The sequence below is a fragment of the Delftia sp. WY8 genome, from assembly GCF_018437695.1.
Taxonomy (GTDB): domain Bacteria; phylum Pseudomonadota; class Gammaproteobacteria; order Burkholderiales; family Burkholderiaceae_C; genus Comamonas; species Comamonas tsuruhatensis.
The window spans coordinates 2,437,823-2,454,689 of the sequence record NZ_CP049795.1; the positions used below are offsets into that span (position 1 = coordinate 2,437,823).

General features: G+C 67.9%; 14 protein-coding genes. All 14 read right to left on the reverse strand.

What is annotated here, in order from left to right; genetic code table 11:
* Window positions 1-55: 55 nt before the first annotated feature.
* Window positions 56-856: a cell division protein FtsQ/DivIB gene (locus G4D77_RS11270; RefSeq protein ID WP_016448028.1), complete on the reverse strand. Its 801-nt coding sequence runs from the start codon at window positions 854-856 to the stop codon at window positions 56-58.
* Complete coding sequence (locus G4D77_RS11275) at window positions 853-1,830, reverse strand: D-alanine--D-alanine ligase (protein WP_154835664.1); 978 nt, start codon at window positions 1,828-1,830, stop codon at window positions 853-855. Before G4D77_RS11275 ends, G4D77_RS11270 begins: the two co-directional genes overlap by 4 nt.
* A complete protein-coding gene (gene murC / locus G4D77_RS11280) occupies window positions 1,827-3,260 on the reverse strand; it encodes a UDP-N-acetylmuramate--L-alanine ligase (protein ID WP_154835666.1) in 1,434 nt (477 codons plus the stop codon). Before murC ends, G4D77_RS11275 begins: the two co-directional genes overlap by 4 nt.
* Entirely contained in the window at window positions 3,257-4,348 is a 1,092-nt protein-coding gene (gene murG, locus G4D77_RS11285) for an undecaprenyldiphospho-muramoylpentapeptide beta-N-acetylglucosaminyltransferase (protein ID WP_016448031.1), read from the reverse strand. Before murG ends, murC begins: the two co-directional genes overlap by 4 nt.
* A complete protein-coding gene (gene ftsW, locus G4D77_RS11290) occupies window positions 4,345-5,610 on the reverse strand; it encodes a putative lipid II flippase FtsW (RefSeq protein WP_154835670.1) in 1,266 nt (421 codons plus the stop codon). Before ftsW ends, murG begins: the two co-directional genes overlap by 4 nt.
* Window positions 5,607-7,568, reverse strand: a complete 1,962-nt coding sequence (gene murD / locus G4D77_RS11295; RefSeq protein WP_154835672.1) for a UDP-N-acetylmuramoyl-L-alanine--D-glutamate ligase — start codon at window positions 7,566-7,568, stop codon at window positions 5,607-5,609. The genes ftsW and murD overlap by 4 nt, the downstream gene beginning before the upstream one ends.
* Before the next feature lie 4 nt (window positions 7,569-7,572).
* Window positions 7,573-8,751 carry a phospho-N-acetylmuramoyl-pentapeptide-transferase gene (gene mraY, locus G4D77_RS11300; RefSeq protein WP_016448034.1) on the reverse strand — a complete coding sequence of 393 codons (1,179 nt, stop codon included), beginning with the start codon at window positions 8,749-8,751 and terminating at the stop codon, window positions 7,573-7,575.
* The gene (locus tag G4D77_RS11305; RefSeq protein WP_154835676.1) at window positions 8,742-10,157 is read right to left on the reverse strand and encodes a UDP-N-acetylmuramoyl-tripeptide--D-alanyl-D-alanine ligase; all 1,416 of its coding nucleotides are present in this window, start codon (window positions 10,155-10,157) and stop codon (window positions 8,742-8,744) included. The genes mraY and G4D77_RS11305 overlap by 10 nt, the downstream gene beginning before the upstream one ends.
* Complete coding sequence (locus G4D77_RS11310) at window positions 10,154-11,683, reverse strand: UDP-N-acetylmuramoyl-L-alanyl-D-glutamate--2,6-diaminopimelate ligase (RefSeq protein WP_016453129.1); 1,530 nt, start codon at window positions 11,681-11,683, stop codon at window positions 10,154-10,156. Before G4D77_RS11310 ends, G4D77_RS11305 begins: the two co-directional genes overlap by 4 nt.
* Window positions 11,680-13,428 (reverse strand): peptidoglycan D,D-transpeptidase FtsI family protein, encoded by a 1,749-nt coding sequence (locus G4D77_RS11315; protein WP_013804112.1) that lies wholly within the window; start codon window positions 13,426-13,428, stop codon window positions 11,680-11,682. Before G4D77_RS11315 ends, G4D77_RS11310 begins: the two co-directional genes overlap by 4 nt.
* Window positions 13,425-13,709, reverse strand: a complete 285-nt coding sequence (gene ftsL / locus G4D77_RS11320) for a cell division protein FtsL (protein WP_012203393.1) — start codon at window positions 13,707-13,709, stop codon at window positions 13,425-13,427. The genes G4D77_RS11315 and ftsL overlap by 4 nt, the downstream gene beginning before the upstream one ends.
* 37 nt (window positions 13,710-13,746) lie before the next feature.
* A complete protein-coding gene (rsmH, locus tag G4D77_RS11325) occupies window positions 13,747-14,676 on the reverse strand; it encodes a 16S rRNA (cytosine(1402)-N(4))-methyltransferase RsmH (protein WP_154835677.1) in 930 nt (309 codons plus the stop codon).
* Between the two features lie 15 nt (window positions 14,677-14,691).
* Window positions 14,692-15,120, reverse strand: coding sequence for a division/cell wall cluster transcriptional repressor MraZ (gene mraZ / locus G4D77_RS11330; protein ID WP_026062826.1), 429 nt, complete (start codon window positions 15,118-15,120; stop codon window positions 14,692-14,694).
* 370 nt (window positions 15,121-15,490) lie between these two features.
* Window positions 15,491-16,810 carry an ATP-dependent protease ATPase subunit HslU gene (gene hslU / locus G4D77_RS11335; RefSeq protein ID WP_193726172.1) on the reverse strand — a complete coding sequence of 440 codons (1,320 nt, stop codon included), beginning with the start codon at window positions 16,808-16,810 and terminating at the stop codon, window positions 15,491-15,493.
* Window positions 16,811-16,867: the final 57 nt, after the last annotated feature.

Consider the following 16,867-nt stretch of genomic DNA (forward strand, 5'->3'; position numbering starts at 1 on the left):
CTGTCGCTGTGTCGCTGCTTGGTGTGCATGTACATAGGTCTGTCCTCCCTCGTCTTCAGCGTCGGGGACGCACTGCAGCCGGCGCCTTGGCCGTGCCGGTGGTCACACCGCGCAGCCTCAGCGCATATCCGTCTTCGTAGCGCAGGTCGGCCGACTCGATGGCGTCGGCCTTGCGCTTGTATTGGGTCGTGATCTGGGGCAGCGTGCGCACGAAGCGCTGCACGCGCTGCAGCACGGCCTCCACGCTGCCGCCACCCAGTTCGATCTGTGCGTCGTTGGCCAGCCTGAGCTGCCAGCTGCCGCGCGCATTGAGCGTCAGCCCGTCGATCTCCACATCCAGCGGCCCCAGCGCCGGCACCAGCAGCCGGTACATCTGCAGCATCTGCGGGGCGCTGTCCTCGGGGCCCTGCAGGCGCGGCAGGCCGTCGCGGTCCAGCTCGCCCAGGTTGGCCTCGAAGACCTCGCCGAAGCTGTTGACCAGGCCGGTGCCCGAATCAGGCCCCCAGAAGGCCTCGGCCACATGCTCGTGCAGGATGACGCGCAGGCTGTTGGGATAGTCGCGGCGCACCTGCGCCTCGCGCACCCAGGGCACCTGCTCGAACGCCGCCTTGGCGGCCTTGAGATCCACGGTGAAGAAGTTGCCCGTGAGCACCGGCGCCACATTGGCGCGCAGCGTCACCGCGTTGTTGTGCACCAGCTCGCCCTCGACCACGATGCGGCCGATGTTGAAGGCCGGATGGCGCAGCGCCCACCAGCTCACCGCTGCCAGCCCCAGCGCAGCCACGCCCACGAACAGGACCGTGGCGGTCACGTTCATGAGCTTGACGTCGAAGGGGGCCGGCAGGGAGTAGCTCATGCGTGCTCCTGCTCCGGTTGCGCGTCCAGCGCGGCGCTGGCCAGGATGCCCAGGCACAGGTTTTCGTAGCTCACGCCGATGGCGCGGGCCGACATGGGCACCAGCGAGTGGCCCGTCATGCCCGGCGAGGTGTTGATCTCCAGCAGGAAGGGCTTGCGGTCGCTGCCGCGGATCATGATGTCGGCGCGCGACCAGCCGCGGCAGCCCAGCGTGCGGAAGGCCCGCACGACGATGCGCCGGATCTCGGCCTCTTCCTCGGCAGGCAGGCCGCTGGGGCAGTGGTACTGGGTGTCGTCGGTGAAGTACTTGTTCTGGTAGTCGTAGTTGCCTTCGGGCGCGACGATGCGGATCACGGGCAGGGCGTGGGCGCCCTCGCCGGTTCCGAGCACGGGGCAGGTGGTCTCGTCGCCTTCGATGAACTCTTCGCAGAGCACTTCGGGGTCGTACCGGGAGGCCAGCACATAGGCCTGCTCACATTCCTCGGCTGTCCAGACCTTGGTCAGGCCGATGGTCGAGCCCTCGCGCGAGGGCTTGACGATCATGGGCGCGCCCAGCGCCTGCAGCGCGGCGCGGGTCTCGTCGGCGCTGGCGACCAGCCGCCAGTCGGGTGTGGGCAGACCCTCGAAGCGCCAGATGCGCTTGGTCATGATCTTGTCCATGGCGATGCTGGAGGCCATCACGCCGGGGCCCGTGTACGGGATGCCCAGCAGCTCCAGCGCGCCCTGCACCGTGCCGTCCTCACCGTAGCGGCCGTGCAGCGCGATGAAGCAGCGGTCGAAACCGTCCTTCTTCAACTCGCCCAGGTCGCGCTGGGCGGGGTCAAAGGCATGGGCATCCACGCCCTGCGACAGCAGGGCCTTGAGCACGCCCGTGCCCGACATCAGCGAGACCTCGCGCTCGGCCGAGCGGCCGCCCAACAGCACGGCCACCTTGCCCAGGGCCTTGACATCGATCTGGGTGCCGAAGCTGCTCATTGCGCAGCTCCCTGCTGCGCCTGCAGCTCTTGTTTCTGAAGCATTTCAACCAACTTTCCGGGCACGGCGCCAATCGAGCCGGCCCCCATGCACAACAGCACGTCGCCATCGCGGGCGTGGGCGGCCAGGGCCGCCGGCAGCTCGGCAACGTCTTCCACAAAGACCGGCTCGACCCGGCCGGCCACGCGCAGGGCGCGCGCCAACGAGCGGCCATCGGCCGCCACCACCGGCGCCTCGCCGGCCGCGTAGACCTCGGTCAGCAGCACGGCATCGGCCAGGCCGATGACCTTGACGAAATCCTCGAAGCAATCGCGCGTGCGGCTGTAGCGGTGCGGCTGGAAGGCCAGCACCAGGCGGCGGCCCGGGAAGGCGCCGCGCGCAGCAGCCAGCGTGGCCGCCATCTCGACAGGGTGGTGCCCGTAGTCGTCGATGACGGTGAAGATGCCACCGTCCGCTGCAGGGAGTTCGCCATAGCGCTGGAAGCGCCGGCCCACGCCCTTGAAGCTTTCGAAGGCGCGCAGCAGCGCCTCGTCGGCAATCTCCAGCTCCATGGCCACGGCCACGGCCGACAGCGCGTTGAGCACGTTGTGCTCGCCCGGCAGGCTCAGCACCACGTCCAGGTCGGGATAGCTTTGGCCGTTGCTGCGGCGCACCGTGAAATGCATGCGGCCGGCCTCGGCGCGCACGTTGAGGGCGCGCACCTGGGCGTCCTCGGCAAAGCCGTAGGTGGTCACGGGGCGGGCCACCTGGGACAGGATCTCGCGCACGGCCGGGCTGTCCACGCAGACGATGGCGCGGCCGTAGAACGGCATGCGGTGCAGGAAGTCGACGAAGGCGCCCTTGAGCCGGCCGAAGTCATGGCCGTAGGTTTCCATGTGGTCGGCGTCGATGTTGGTGACGACGGCCATCACGGGCAGCAGGTTCAGGAAGGAGGCGTCGGACTCGTCCGCCTCGACCACGATGTAGTCGCCCTGGCCCAGCTTGGCGTTGGCGCCCGCGCTGTTGAGCTTGCCGCCGATGACGAAGGTCGGGTCCAGCCCGGCCTCGGCCAGCACGCTGGTCACCAGGCTGGTGGTCGTGGTCTTGCCGTGGGCTCCTGCGATGGCGATGCCCTGCTTGAAGCGCATCAGCTCGGCCAGCATGAGTGCACGCGGCACGACGGGGATCTTGTGCGTGCGCGCAGCGACCACCTCGGGGTTGTCGGACTGCACGGCGGTGGAGGTGACGACGGCGTCAGCCCCCTCGATGTTCGCGGCCGCATGGCCGACGTGGGTGGCAATGCCCAGGTCTGCGAGCCGGCGCAGCGTGGCGCTGTCGGACAGGTCCGAGCCCGAGACGGCGTAACCCAGGTTGTGCAGCACCTCGGCGATGCCGCTCATTCCGGCGCCGCCGATGCCGACGAAATGGATGTGATGAATGGCGTGCTTCATGCGGCCAGTTCCTCACAGGCGGCGACCACCTCGGCGGTGGCTTCGGTCTTTTGCATTTTCTTGGCTTTTCCAGCGCGCTCCAGCAGCGTCGCACGCTGCATATTTTGTAGCATTTCGGCCAGGCTTTGGGCAGTCAGTGCGCTTTGTTGCATCAACCATCCACCACCAGCATCGACCAGGAAACGCGCGTTCGCGGTCTGGTGGTCGTCCACGGCGGCCGGGAAAGGCACATAGATGGCGGCTGCACCCACGGCCGCGATCTCGGTGACGGTGCTGGCACCGGCGCGGCAGACGATGACATCGGCCTCGGCAAAGGCGCGCGCCGTATCGTCGATGAAGGGCGTCAGCTCGGCCTGCACGCCTGCCGCCGCGTAGTTGGCGCGCAGGGCGTCGATCTGTGCGGCGCCGCTTTGGTGGAGCACGACGGGGCGCACATCGGCCGGAATCAGGGCCAGCGCCTGCGGCACGATCTCGTTGAGCGCCTTGGCGCCCAGGCTGCCGCCCACCACCAGCAGGCGCAGCGGACCGCTGCGGCCCGCAAAGCGCTGCTCGGGCGCGGGCTGCTCGGTGAAGGCCTGGCGCAAGGGGTTGCCGACCCAGCGGCCCTTGGGGAACACGTTGGGGAAGGCGGTGAAGATGCGGTGGGAGACGCTGGCCAGCACCTTGTTGGCCATGCCGGCCACGGAGTTCTGCTCATGCAGCACCAGGGGCTTGCCGGCCAGCACGGCCATCATGCCGCCAGGAAAGCTGATGTAGCCGCCCAGGCCCACGACCACGTCGGGCTTGACGCGGCGCACCACGGCCAGCGCCTGCCAGAAGGCACGCAGCAGGCGCATGGGCAAAAAGGCCAGGGTCATGATGCCCTTGCCGCGCACGCCCGAGAACTCGATGGTCTCCAGCGGGAAGCCCTGGGCCGGCACGATGCGGGACTCCATGGAGCCGGGGGCGCCCAGCCAGCGCACGTTCCAGCCGCGCTCGCGCAGCGCCTGGGCCACGGCCAGGCCCGGGAAGATATGGCCGCCCGTGCCGCCGGCCATGATCAGGGCCGTGCGCTGGCGTTGCGTGCCTTGAGAGGTGGACTGCGTCATGCATGCCCTCCCTTCATCAGCAACTTGTTCTCGTAGTCCACCCTTAACACCACCGCTATCGCTATCAGATTCATGAGGATGGCCGACCCGCCGAAGCTCATCAGGGGCAGCGTCAGTCCCTTGGTCGGCAGCGCGCCCAGGTTCACGCCCATGTTGATGAAGGCCTGGAAGCCCATCCAGATCGCAATGCCCTCGGCCACCAGGCCGGAGAACACCCGGTCCAGCGCAATGGCCTGCCGCCCGATGAGCATGATGCGGCGCGTGAGCCACAGGAAGGTGACGGCGATCAGGAGCACGCCGACCAGGCCGAATTCCTCGCCGATCACGGCCAGCAGAAAGTCGGTGTGCGCCTCGGGCAGCCAGTGCAGCTTTTCGACGCTGCGGCCCAGGCCCACGCCGAAGATCTCGCCGCGCCCGATGGCGATCAACGCATGCGACAGCTGGTAGCCCTTGCCCAGGGCATGCTTTTCATCCCAGGGATTGAGGTAGGCAAAGATGCGCTCGCGCCGCCATTCGGAGGTGGCGATGATGAGCACGAAGGCCAGCACCACCAGGGCCGCGATCAGGAAGAACATGCGCGCGTTCACGCCGCCCAGGAACAGGATGCCCATGGCGATCACCACGATCACCATGAAGGCGCCCATGTCGGGCTCGGCCAGCAGCAGCACCCCGACCAGCACCACGGCCAGCCCCATGGGCAGCACGGCGCGGAAGAAGCGCTCCTTGACCTCCATCTTGCGCACCATGTAGTCGGCCGCATAGATGAGCACGGCGAACTTGGCCAGCTCGGACGGCTGGAAGTTCATGATGCCCAGGGATAGCCAGCGCCTCGCGCCGTTGACCACGGTGCCCACGTGCGGTATCAGCACGGCCACCAGCAGGACCAGGGACACCAGGAAGAGCTTGCGCGCCATGCGTTCCCAGGTGGCCATGGACACCTGGAAGGCCAGCAGCGCGCCGACGAAGGCCATGCCGATGGACATGGCATGGCGCATCAGGAAATGGGTGGGCGCGATCTTGCCGAAGCGCGGATTGTCCGGCATGGCGATCGATGCCGAATACACCATGACCAGGCTCCAGGCCAGCAGACCTATGACCACCCAGATCAGGGCCTGGTCCAGGCCGAGCACGCTGGCCGGCGTCTGCGTGGGCCGGTGGTACTGGGGACCGCCCAGGCGCACGGGCAGCACGTCGATGGCCTTTTCCTGCGCGCCTCCGAACCAGGAGCGCATGCGGCCCAGGGCCTGCGATACGGCGGTCATGCAGCACCTCCGAGTTCATGCCCGGCATCCAGCGCCAGCGCGCGCACGGCATCGACGAACTGATGGGCCCGGTCCTCGTAGTTGCGGAACATGTCCAGGCTGGCGCAGGCGGGCGACAGCAGCACGGCATCGCCCTCATGGGCGCGCGAGGCGGCCAGCTCCACGGCGTCGGCCATGGTGGTGGCATCGACCAGGGGCACGCCGCAGTCCTGCAGGGCGGCGCGGATGCGGCCGGCGTCGCGGCCGATCAGCACGGCCGTGCGCACATGGCGCGACACGGGCGCGACCAGCGGAGAGAAATCCTGGCCCTTGCCATCGCCACCCAGGATGACCACGATGCGGTGGTCAGGCCCCAGGCCCGACAGCGCGGCCACGGTGGCGCCCACGTTCGTGCCCTTGCTGTCGTCGTAGTACTCCACGCCGTTGACGCGGCCGATGGGCTGGACGCGGTGCGGCTCGCCCCGGTACTCGCGCAGGCCGTAGAGCAGGGGCGCCAGCGTGCAGCCGCCCGCGCTGGCCAGGGCCAGGGCGGACAGGGCATTGATGGCGTTGTGCCGGCCGCGGATGCGCAGCGCGTCGGCGGGCATCAGGCGCTGGATGTACAGGTCTTCGGCGTTCTTGCCCTTGGCGGTTTCGTCGGCCTCATGGGCGCGCACCAGCCACGTCATGCCGCTGACCACTTCCAGACCGAAGTCGCCGGGGCGGCGCGGCATGTCGCCGCCGAAGGTGATGTGGGCGCGCTGCTGGGGCTTTTGGCGCTTGCCCGGCGGCACCACGGGTGCCGGCAGCATGCGCATGACCTCGGGGTCCTCGCGGTTGAGCACCATGGTGCCGCTGCTGCCGAAGATGCAGGCCTTGGCATCGGCATAGGCGCGCAGGCTGCCGTGCCAGTCCAGGTGGTCCTGGGTGATATTGAGGACGGCAGCGGCCGTGGGCTCGAACATCTGCACGCCATCGAGCTGGAAGCTGGACAACTCCAGCACCCAGGCCTGGGGCAGCGTTTCGGCATCGATGGCCTGGGTCAGCGTGTCCAGCAGCGTGGGGCCGATATTGCCCGCCACCGCCACGCGCAGGCCGGCATGCTCCAGCAGTTGGCCGGTCAGCGAGGTGACCGTGGTCTTGCCATTGGTTCCGGTAATGCCCAGCACGGTGGGACGGTAGCCATGGGCTGCGGCCAGGGCCTTGAGCGCCATGGCGAAGAGATCGAGTTCGCCGCCCACGGGCAGGCCCTGGGCCCGGGCCGTGTCGACCACGGGCGCCACGGCGGCCGGGCTCAGGCCGGGCGAGCGGTAGACCAGCCCCAGGCTCTGGCCGTCCACCAGCTGGGCCGTGAAATCTCCGGGCACGAAGCGCGCCTGGGGCAGTTCGGCGGACAGCTGTTGCAGCTGGGGCGGCGCCTGCCGCGTATCGGCCACGATGACTTCGGCGCCGCAGCGCACGCACCAGCGCGCCATGGCCAGGCCCGAGGCGCCCAGGCCCAGGATGAGCACGCGCTGGCCCTGCAGGTGCTGGGCCTGCTCGCCGGGCCAGCCGGCAGCCACGGGTGGCAGTACCTGTTCGGCTTCAACCGCCTCTTCGGTGGCGACCGGGGTGACCTCGGCGTCGGAGGAATCCGAGATGCTGGGGTCGGCAAAGATCTGGGCCACGAAGGCAGCGGCATCCCTGGCCGCCGTCAGCGTGGAGATGTCGGGCACAGGCTCGGTCATCGCCGCAGGGGCCGGGGCTGCCTCAAGCCCAAGCGCCTGCGAAGGCTCGGCAGCCAGCGGCTGCTCTGCGCCTTGCGGCGCCGCAGCCGGCGAATCGTCCAGGACCGGATCCGCGGCCGGCTCGTCCGCCCGCTCGCCGGCAGACTCCGAGGCAAAGTCGGCCCCCTTGGCCAGTTCGGCATGCAGCGCCGGGACAACGGGCTCGCCAGCCGGCAGCGCAGGAGGTTCGGTCTTGAAGTCTTCGGTGTTCATGGACTCACCTCAGCTTCAGCGTGGACAGGCCCAGCAGGCACAGCAGCATGGTGATGATCCAGAAGCGGATCACGACCTGGGTTTCCTTCCAGCCGCTCTTCTCGAAATGGTGGTGCAGCGGCGCCATCTTGAGCAGGCGACGGCCTTCGCCATAGCGCTTCTTGGTGAACTTGAACCAGGTGACCTGCAGCATCACCGACAGCGCCTCGACCACGAAGATGCCGCCCATGATGGCCAGCACGATTTCCTGGCGAACGATCACGGCGATGGTGCCCAGCGAAGCGCCCAGCGCCAGCGCGCCCACGTCGCCCATGAAGACCTGGGCCGGATGGGCGTTGAACCACAGAAAGGCCAGACCCGCTCCGGCCATGGCCGCGCAATACACCAGCAGCTCGCCCGAGCCCGGGATGTGCGGGAACAGCAGGTACTTGGCGTAGCCGGCATTGCCGGTGACGTAGGCAAAGATGCCCAGGGCCGAGCCCACCATGATCACAGGCATGATGGCCAGGCCGTCCAGGCCATCGGTCAGGTTCACCGCATTGCTGGCGCCCACGATGACCAGGTAGGTCATGACCACGAAGCCGAGCACGCCCAGCGGGTAGCTGACTTCCTTGAAGAAGGGAACAAGCAGGCCGGCCTTGGGCGGCAGGTCCAGCGAAAAGCCCGACTGCACCCAGGTCACGAACAGCTCGAAGACCTGGGCATTGGTGTTCTCCGAAATGCAAAACACCAGGTAGAGCGCGGCCAGCAGTCCGATGACGGACTGCCAGAAATACTTCTCGCCCGAGCGCATGCCCTCGGGGTCCTTGTTGACCACCTTGCGCCAGTCATCGACCCAGCCGATGGTGCCGAAGCCCAGGGTGACCAGCAGCACGATCCAGACGAAGCGGTTGGACAGGTCGAACCACAGCAGCGTGGACACGGCGATGGACAGCAGGATCAGCGCCCCGCCCATGGTGGGCGTGCCGCTCTTGGCCAGATGGGTTTCCATGCCGTAGCCGCGCACGGGCTGGCCGATCTTGAGCGAGGTCAGCATGCGGATCAGGCGCGGTCCGGCCAGCAGGCCGATGACCAGGGCCGTGAGCGCGGCCATCACGGCGCGCATCGTGAGGTACTGGAAGACGCGCAGAAAGCCGAACTCGGGAGACAGGCCCTGCAGCCATTGGGACAGCATCAGCAGCATGCGGCCTCCTTCTTGCAACCGTCATCCTTGCCGGCCGCCTCGACCGCCTGAACCACCTGCTCCATCTTCATGAACCTCGAACCCTTGACCAGAATGCTACCCACCTCGGGCAGCGCGGCACAGGCTGCCTGTTGCAGCGAGGCCATGTCTTCGAAATGCCGGGCACCTGCACCGAATGCGGTGGCGGCGGATGTGCTTTGCGCGCCCAGCGTGAACAGCCGGGCAATGCCCAGGCTGCGCGCCAGCGCGCCCGCCTCGGCATGGAATTGCGGCCCCTGGTCGCCGACCTCGCCCATGTCGCCCAGCACCAGCAGCTGGGGAGCGGGCAGTTCGCGCAGCACCTCGATGGCCGCGGCCACCGAATCGGGATTGGCGTTGTAGCTGTCGTCGATCACGGTGACCGTGCGGCCTTGCACCGAAACGCCCAGCGCGCGCGAACGGCCCTGCACGGGCTCGAACACGCTCAGGCCGCGTGCGATGTCGGCCAGCGGCACGCCGGCCGCCTGGGCGCAGGCCGCTGCGGCCAGCGCGTTGCGCACGTTGTGGCGGCCGGCGATGTGCAGGCGCACCGGCGCCTCGCCCTCGGGCGTGGCCAGGGTGAACTGCCAGGCATCGCCCAGCCACAGCGCGTCACGCGCGTGGATATGGGCGCCGTCGCCAGACTCGCCGAACAGCAGGCATTGGCGGGCGCCCGCCAGCTCACGCCACAACGGCGTGTAGGTGTCGCCTGCGGGGAACACGGCCACGCCGTCGGCGGGCAGGGCCAGCAGCACGCTGCCGTTTTCGCGCGCCACGGCCTCGACCGTGTGCATGAATTCCTGGTGCTCGCGCTGGGCGTTGTTGACCAGGGCCACCGTGGGTTGGCCGATGGCGGCCAGCTCGGCAATCTCGCCGGGATGGTTCATACCCATCTCCAGCACGGCCACGCGGTGCTGGCCGGTCATGCGCATCAGGCTCAGCGGCAGGCCGATGGAGTTGTTGAAGTTGCCGCGCGTGGCCAGCGCCGCCTCGCCCGCATGGGCACGCAGGATGGAGGCCACCATCTGCGTGACCGTGGTCTTGCCGTTGCTGCCGGTGACGGCGATCAGCGGCAGCGCAAAGCGCGCGCGCCAGGCCGTGGCCAGCGCGCCCAGGGCGGCCAGCGAATCGGGCACTTCGATGCCGGACAGGCCTGCAGCCTCCAGGCCGCCATGGGCCAGGGCTGCGGCGGCACCGGCCTCGCGGGCCTGGACCAGGAACTGGTTGGCATCGAAACGCTCGCCCTTCAAGGCGACGAATAGATCCCCGGCCTGCAGCGTGCGGGTGTCGGTGTGCACGCGCGTGAGCACGGTCTGGCCGTTGCCGACCAGCCGTGCCTGGGGGATATGCGACTGGATCAGCTCCAGCGCTTGTTGCAAGGTCATCATGACCGCTTCTTTCCTTCACGGGCCGCCAGCGCCTTGCGCGCCTCGGCCATGTCGGAGAACGGATGGCGCTGGCCTGCCGTCTCCTGGTAGTCCTCATGTCCCTTGCCGGCGATCAGCACCACGTCGCGTTCGCTGGCGTGCGCGATCGCCTGGGCGATGGCCGCCGCGCGATCGGCCTGGGACTGCAGGTTCTCGCCCGGCTGCATGCCGGCCAGGATCTGGTCGATGATGCGGTCGGGCACTTCGCTGCGCGGGTTGTCGCTGGTGACCAGCACGCAGTCGGCATTCTTCTGGGCGGCCTGCCCCATGAGCGGCCGCTTGGTGGCATCGCGGTCTCCACCGCAGCCGAACACGCACCACAGCCGGCCCTGGCGCTGCTCGGCGGCCGGGCGCAAGGCGCGCAGGGCCTTGTCCAGCGCGTCAGGCGTGTGGGCGTAGTCCACGGCCACCAGCGGCTGGCCGGGCTGGACGATCTGCTGCATGCGGCCGGGCACGGGCTCCAGGTGGGCGCAGGCAGCGACGGCCTGGTCCAGGCTCAGGCCCAGGCAGCGCAGCGCTGCCAGCACACCCAGCAGGTTGGATACGTTGTACTGGCCCACCATGCGCGTGTGCATGCGCAGGCTGTGGCCGGCCTCGATCACGGTGAAGCTCAGGCCCTCGGCGCCCAGCGCGATGTCCTTGGCCTGCAGGCGCGCCGCGCCCTCGATGGAAATGCTCCAGACATCGAGCGCGGCAGAGGATGGGCGCGACTGCAGCGTGGCCCACAGGCGCGCGCCGTGCGCGTCGTCCACATTGACGACGGCGGCCTGCAGGCCGGGCCAGTCGAACAGCGCGGCCTTGGCATCCCAGTAGGCCTGCATGCTGCCGTGGTAGTCGAGATGGTCCTGCGTGAAATTGGTGAACATCGCCACGCGGATGCGCGTGCCGTCCAGCCGGTGCTCGACGATGCCGATGGACGAGGCCTCGATGGCGCAGGCCGCCAGGCCCGCATCGGCGTACTCGCGGAATGCGCGCTGCAGCCGCACCGGGTCGGGCGTGGTCATGCCCGTGGATTCCAGGGCGGGCGGGATGCCCACGCCCAGCGTGCCCACCAGGGCGCAGCCGCTGCGTTCCTGCAGCTTCACCTGGGCCAGCGCATGCGCCAGCCACCAGGCCGTGGTGGTCTTTCCGTTGGTGCCGGTGACGGCCAGCACGTCGATCCGGGCGCTGGGATGCTGGAACCACTGGTCGGCGATCAGGCCCGTGGCGGCCTTGAGGCCAGGCAAGGCCGCGATGTGCTCGCCGGAAAAACCGAAGGGCTCGACGCCCTGCGCTTCGACCAGGCAGGCCACGGCGCCGCGCTCCAGGGCCGAGGCCACATGGGCGCGGCCATCGGTGGCCGCGCCGGGCCAGGCAATGAAGGCATCGCCGGGCCGGACCTTGCGGCTGTCGGTCTGCAGCGTGCCGCTGCCTTGCAGGCGGGCGGCCAGCCATTGGACAGCCTCGGTGGCCGACGACAGCATCAGCAGGGCTTGGGAGGAACTCATAGCGATGGCTCCTCCACGGGGTTGGCGACGATCAAGGGCTTGACTTCCATATCGGGCTGCACGCCCATCAGGCGCAGCGTCTGCTGCACCACTTCGCTGAACACGGGTGCCGCCACGGTGCCGCCGTAGATGGTGCCGGCACTGGGCTCGTCCACCATCACGGCGACGATGATGCGCGGGTTCTCGATGGGCGCCATGCCCGTGAACCAGGCGCGGTACTTGCCGGCGGCATAGCCCTTGCCCTGCTGCTTGCGGGCCGTGCCCGACTTGCCGCCCACCGAGTAGCCGATGGTCTGGGCGCGCTGGCCCGTGCCGCCGGGGCCGGCCGCCAGGGCCAGCATCTTGCGCACCTCGTTGGCCGTGCGCGGAGAGAACACGGGCACGCCCACGGGCGGCTCGTCGGTCTTGACCATGGTGGCCGGGATCACGCGCCCGCCGTTGGCAAATACGGTGTAGCTGCGCGTCATCTGCAGCAGGCTGGCGGACAGGCCGTAGCCATAGCCCATGGTGGCCTGCTCCACCGGCCTCCAGGTCTTGTAGGGACGCAGGCGACCGCTGGCGGCGCCGGGAAAGGAGATCTGCGGCTTCTGGCCGAAGCCCACGGCCGAGAAGGTTTCCCACATTTCCTTGGCCGGCATCTGCAGCGCGATCTTGGTCGTGCCCACGTTGCTGGACTTCTGGATCACGCCGGCCACGGTGAGCAGGCCGTAGTTGTGGGTGTCGGAAATCGTCGAGCCCGTGACGTTGACGCGGCCCGGCGTGGTGTCGATGGGCGTTTCCGGCTTGAAGCGGCCCGACTCCAGCGCCAGGCCGATGGTGATGGGCTTCATGGTCGAGCCGGGCTCGAAGGTGTCGGTGATGGCGCGGTTGCGCAGCTGCTCGCCCGTCAGGTTCTTGCGCTTGTCGGGCACGTAGCTGGGGTAGTTGGCCAGGGCCAGCAATTCGCCGGTGTGCGCATCCATGACCACCACGCTGCCCGCCTTGGCCTTGTGCGCGATGACCTGCTCCTTGAGCTTCTGGTAGGCGAAGTACTGGACCTTGCTGTCCACGGACAGCTGGATGTCGCGGCCGTCCTGCGGCGGCACTTCCTCGCCCACGCCCTCGACCACGCGGCCCAGGCGGTCCTTGATCACGCGGCGCGAGCCGGGCTTGCCGCCCAGCTCCTTGTCGAAGGCCAGCTCCATGCCTTCCTGGCCATGGTCTTCCACATTGGTGAAGCCCACGATGTGGGCGGCCGATTCGCCTTCCGGGTACTGGCGCTTGTATTCCTTGCGCTGGTAGATGCCCTTGATGTTGAGGGCATGGATCTGCTGGCCCACGTCCCAGTCGAGCTGGCGCTTGATCCAGACGAAGGTCTTGTCCTCGTCGGCCAGCTTTTCCATCAGCGCGGGCAGCGGCATCTCCATGAGCGCGGCCAGCTGCTTGAGCTTGGCCTTGACCTCGGGGTCGTCCTGCTCGACATCTTCGGGAATGGCCCAGATGCTGGCGGCCGGCACGCTGGAGGCCAGGATCAGTCCATTGCGGTCCAGCAGGCGGCCGCGGTTGGCCGGCAACTCCAGCGTGCGCGCAAAGCGCACCTGGCCCTGGCGCTGGAAGAAGTCGTTGCCGAACACCTGCACATAGGCCGCGCGTGCACCCAGGCCGACAAAGCCCAGGCCCAGCATGGCCACGATCATCTTGCTGCGCCACAGGGGTGTCTTGGACGCCAGCAAGGGACTGGAGGTGTAGAGCACGCTGCGCGTCATGGAGCCACTCCCGTGCGCGCATCGTCATTGACGTACTGGGCGATGGCCGGCGTGGCCGGCTTCATCTGCAGGCGCTCGCGCGCCATGACCTCGATGCGCTGTGGCGTGGCCTGGGCGCGCTTTTCCACCTGCAGGCGCTGCTGCTCGGTGGCCAGGCGGCGCGATTCGGCCACGGCGCGGTCCAGTTCGGTGAACAGCCGGCGCGACTCGTACTGGTTGTGCACCAGGAAGATGGCGCTGGCCATCACCGCCAGCAGCAGCACGAGGTTCAGGCGCAGCATGCCACGCCCTCCTCTTGCGCCAGACGGTGCGTGCGCTTCATGCAGGCACCTCGGTGCGGCGGGCCACGCGCATCACGGCCGAGCGCGAACGCGCATTGGCGGCGACCTCGGCCTCGCTGGGCTTGATGCGGCCCAGGGCTTCAAGGCGCATGGGTGTGGGCGCGGCAAAGGGTGCGCGCCGGTCATAGACTTCCTTGGAATGCCTGGCAATGAACTGCTTGACGATGCGGTCTTCCAGCGAGTGGAAGCTGATCACCACCAGGCGCCCGCCCGGCGCGAGCACGCGCAGGCTGGCCTCTAGCGCCTGTTCGAGTTCTTCAAGCTCGGCATTGATGAAAATCCGAAGAGCCTGGAATGTGCGTGTCGCTGGGTTCTGCCCAGCCTCGCGGGTCCGGACCGCGCCAGCCACGAGCTCGGCAAGCTCCGCGGTGTTGCGAAGGGGCCCCTGGCTTTCGCGCCGAGCAACAATCGCCTTTGCAATGGGGCCAGCAAACCGTTCTTCGCCGTAGTCACGTATCACCTCCGCAATCTGCTGGGCATCGGCTTCCGCCAGCCAGTCCGCCACGCTCTGACCGCGCGTGGTGTCCATGCGCATGTCCAGCGGACCCTCGAAGCGGAAGCTGAAGCCACGCTCGGGGTTGTCGATCTGGGGAGAGCTCACCCCCAGGTCCATCAGCACGCCCTGCACGCTGCCGGCCGGCAACTCGCCCAGGTGGCGAAACCCTTCGTGCCGAATCGAAAAACGCGCATCGGTGATGCGCGCTGCCTCTTCGATCGCGTCCGGGTCCTTGTCGAACGCCAGCAAGGTCCCGCCCGGCCCTAGCCGATGGAGGATGCGCCGGGAATGCCCGCCTCGCCCGAACGTCGCGTCCACCCATTGCCCGGCAACGGGCTGCGCGGCGCCGTCCAGCAGCGCATCGACGGCCTCGTCGAGCAAAACGGTGATGTGTTGCAACGGCTGATTCAAGAGAACGCCTCTTTCCTAGAAAGCAAAATCCTGGAAGGCCGCAGGCATCTCTTCCTGCATGGCCTTCGCTTCATGTGCCTCATAAGTGGCCTTGTCCCACAGCTCGAAATGGTTGCCCATTCCCAGCAGCACGACCTCCTTGGTCAGACCCACGGCGTCGCGCAACTCGGGCGACACCAGCACACGGCCGGTGGCATCCATGTCCACGTCCATGGCGTTGCCCAGGAAGATGCGCTTCCACCACTGCGCCGACATGGGCAGCTGCGCGATCCGCTCGCGGAACTGCAGCCACTCCGTGCGCGGGAACAGCATCAGGCAACCATGGGGGTGTTTGGTGAGGGTGACCTGGCCCTGCGCCATGGCCAAGAGGGCGTCACGATGCCGGGTCGGCACAGACAGCCGCCCCTTGCCATCGAGATTCAGCGAGGACGCCCCTTGAAACACGGTCAGTCACCCCGGTCGGTTGGAGCCATCGCGTCCCGGAAATCGGGGCACAAAGGCAACTTTCACCACTTAATTGCACTTTTTTGCACTGTAGCAGCAATTTGGTGTTTCACAACCCGGGAATGGACAATTATTTGCAATGAAATCAACAACTTAGAGATCGAATGCAATGTGAGTGATGACAAAAAACCGAGACTTTACAAGCACTTAGGGGAGTGATTGCAAGTGAACTCTCAATCCCGGCAGGCAATTGCAACGATTCAATTCGCTGGCGACCGGGTGCAACTCGGGCCGGCCTCCTACAAAAAGTGACTGCCCGGCAATGCGGGCAGTCACTTCGATGGCGGCTGCTCGGCCGCCGAGGCAGGCTTCAGAGGATGAAGCGAGACAGGTCTTCGTCCTGGCTCAGGGACTGCAGGCGCTGGTCCACGTAGGCCGCGTCGATGGTGACGGTCTGCCCCGAAAGCTTGGCCGCATCGAAGCTGACCTCGTCCAGCAGCCGCTCCAGCACGGTGGACAGGCGGCGCGCGCCGATGTTTTCGGTGCGCTCGTTGACCTCGAAGGCGATGCCGGCCAGCCGGGTGATGCCTTCGGGCGTGAACTCCAGCGTGACGCCTTCGGTGGCCAGCAGCGCCTGGTACTGCTTGACCAGGGAGGCATGGGTCTGGGTGAGGATGGCCTCGAAGTCCTGGACCGACAGCGAGTCCAGCTCCACGCGGATCGGAAAGCGGCCCTGCAGCTCGGGGATGAGGTCGCTGGGCTTGGACAGGTGAAAGGCGCCCGAGGCGATGAACAGGATGTGGTCGGTCTTGACCACGCCGTACTTGGTGGAGACGCTGGTGCCCTCGACCAGGGGCAGCAGGTCGCGCTGCACGCCCTGGCGCGAGATGTCGGAGCCGCTGCTTTCCTGGCGCGTGGCGACCTTGTCGATCTCGTCGATGAAGACGATGCCGTTTTGCTCGGCATTGGCAATGGCGCGCGTGCGCACGTCTTCCTCGTTGACGAGCTTGGCCGCTTCCTCGTCGGTCAGCAGCTTCATGGCCTCGGCAATGCGCAGCTTGCGCGTCTTGCGCTTTTCCTGGCCCATGTGGCTGAACATGCCGCGCAGCTGCTCGGCCATCTCCTCCATGCCCTGCGGGCCCATGATCTGCACCTGAGGCGGCGCGTCGGCCACGTCGATATCGATTTCCTTGTCGTCGAGCTGGCCTTCGCGCAGCTTCTTGCGGAAAACCTGGCGGGCCGTGCTGTCGGCAGCCACCTCGCCGCTGCGGGCCTGGGGCACGAGCACGTCGAGGATGCGGTCCTCTGCAGCGTCTTCGGCGCGCAGGCGCAGCTTCTTCATGTCGGCCTCGCGCGTCTGCTTGACGGCGACCTCGGCCAGATCGCGGATGATGGCGTCCACGTCCTTGCCCACGTAGCCCACTTCGGTGAACTTGGTGGCCTCGACCTTGATGAAGGGCGCATCGGCCAGCCGCGCCAGGCGTCGCGCGATCTCGGTCTTGCCCACGCCGGTGGGGCCGATCATGAGGATGTTCTTGGGCGTGATCTCCTGGCGCAGGCCGTCGGCCACGTTCTGGCGGCGCCAGCGGTTGCGCAGCGCGATGGCCACGGCGCGCTTGGCGCCAGCCTGGCCGACGATGTGGCGGTCCAGTTCGGAGACGATCTCCTGGGGGGTCATGGCAGAGGACATGGTGTGTATTCGAAGCATTGCGCCGCCAGCCCCGCTTCCGTTACCTGGCCGCTGGCG

Bases quoted from the DNA above. Each gene is read 5' to 3' on its own strand.
- G4D77_RS11270 (WP_016448028.1), bottom strand. From the start codon at position 856: ATGAGCTACTCCCTGCCGGCCCCCTTCGACGTCAAGCTCATGAACGTG.
- G4D77_RS11275 (WP_154835664.1), bottom strand. From the start codon at position 1,830: ATGAGCAGCTTCGGCACCCAGATCGATGTCAAGGCCCTGGGCAAGGTG.
- murC (WP_154835666.1), bottom strand. From the start codon at position 3,260: ATGAAGCACGCCATTCATCACATCCATTTCGTCGGCATCGGCGGCGCC.
- murG (WP_016448031.1), bottom strand. From the start codon at position 4,348: ATGACGCAGTCCACCTCTCAAGGCACGCAACGCCAGCGCACGGCCCTG.
- ftsW (WP_154835670.1), bottom strand. From the start codon at position 5,610: ATGACCGCCGTATCGCAGGCCCTGGGCCGCATGCGCTCCTGGTTCGGA.
- murD (WP_154835672.1), bottom strand. From the start codon at position 7,568: ATGAACACCGAAGACTTCAAGACCGAACCTCCTGCGCTGCCGGCTGGC.
- mraY (WP_016448034.1), bottom strand. From the start codon at position 8,751: ATGCTGCTGATGCTGTCCCAATGGCTGCAGGGCCTGTCTCCCGAGTTC.
- G4D77_RS11305 (WP_154835676.1), bottom strand. From the start codon at position 10,157: ATGATGACCTTGCAACAAGCGCTGGAGCTGATCCAGTCGCATATCCCC.
- G4D77_RS11310 (WP_016453129.1), bottom strand. From the start codon at position 11,683: ATGAGTTCCTCCCAAGCCCTGCTGATGCTGTCGTCGGCCACCGAGGCT.
- G4D77_RS11315 (WP_013804112.1), bottom strand. From the start codon at position 13,428: ATGACGCGCAGCGTGCTCTACACCTCCAGTCCCTTGCTGGCGTCCAAG.
- ftsL (WP_012203393.1), bottom strand. From the start codon at position 13,709: ATGCTGCGCCTGAACCTCGTGCTGCTGCTGGCGGTGATGGCCAGCGCC.
- hslU (WP_193726172.1), bottom strand. From the start codon at position 16,810: ATGTCCTCTGCCATGACCCCCCAGGAGATCGTCTCCGAACTGGACCGC.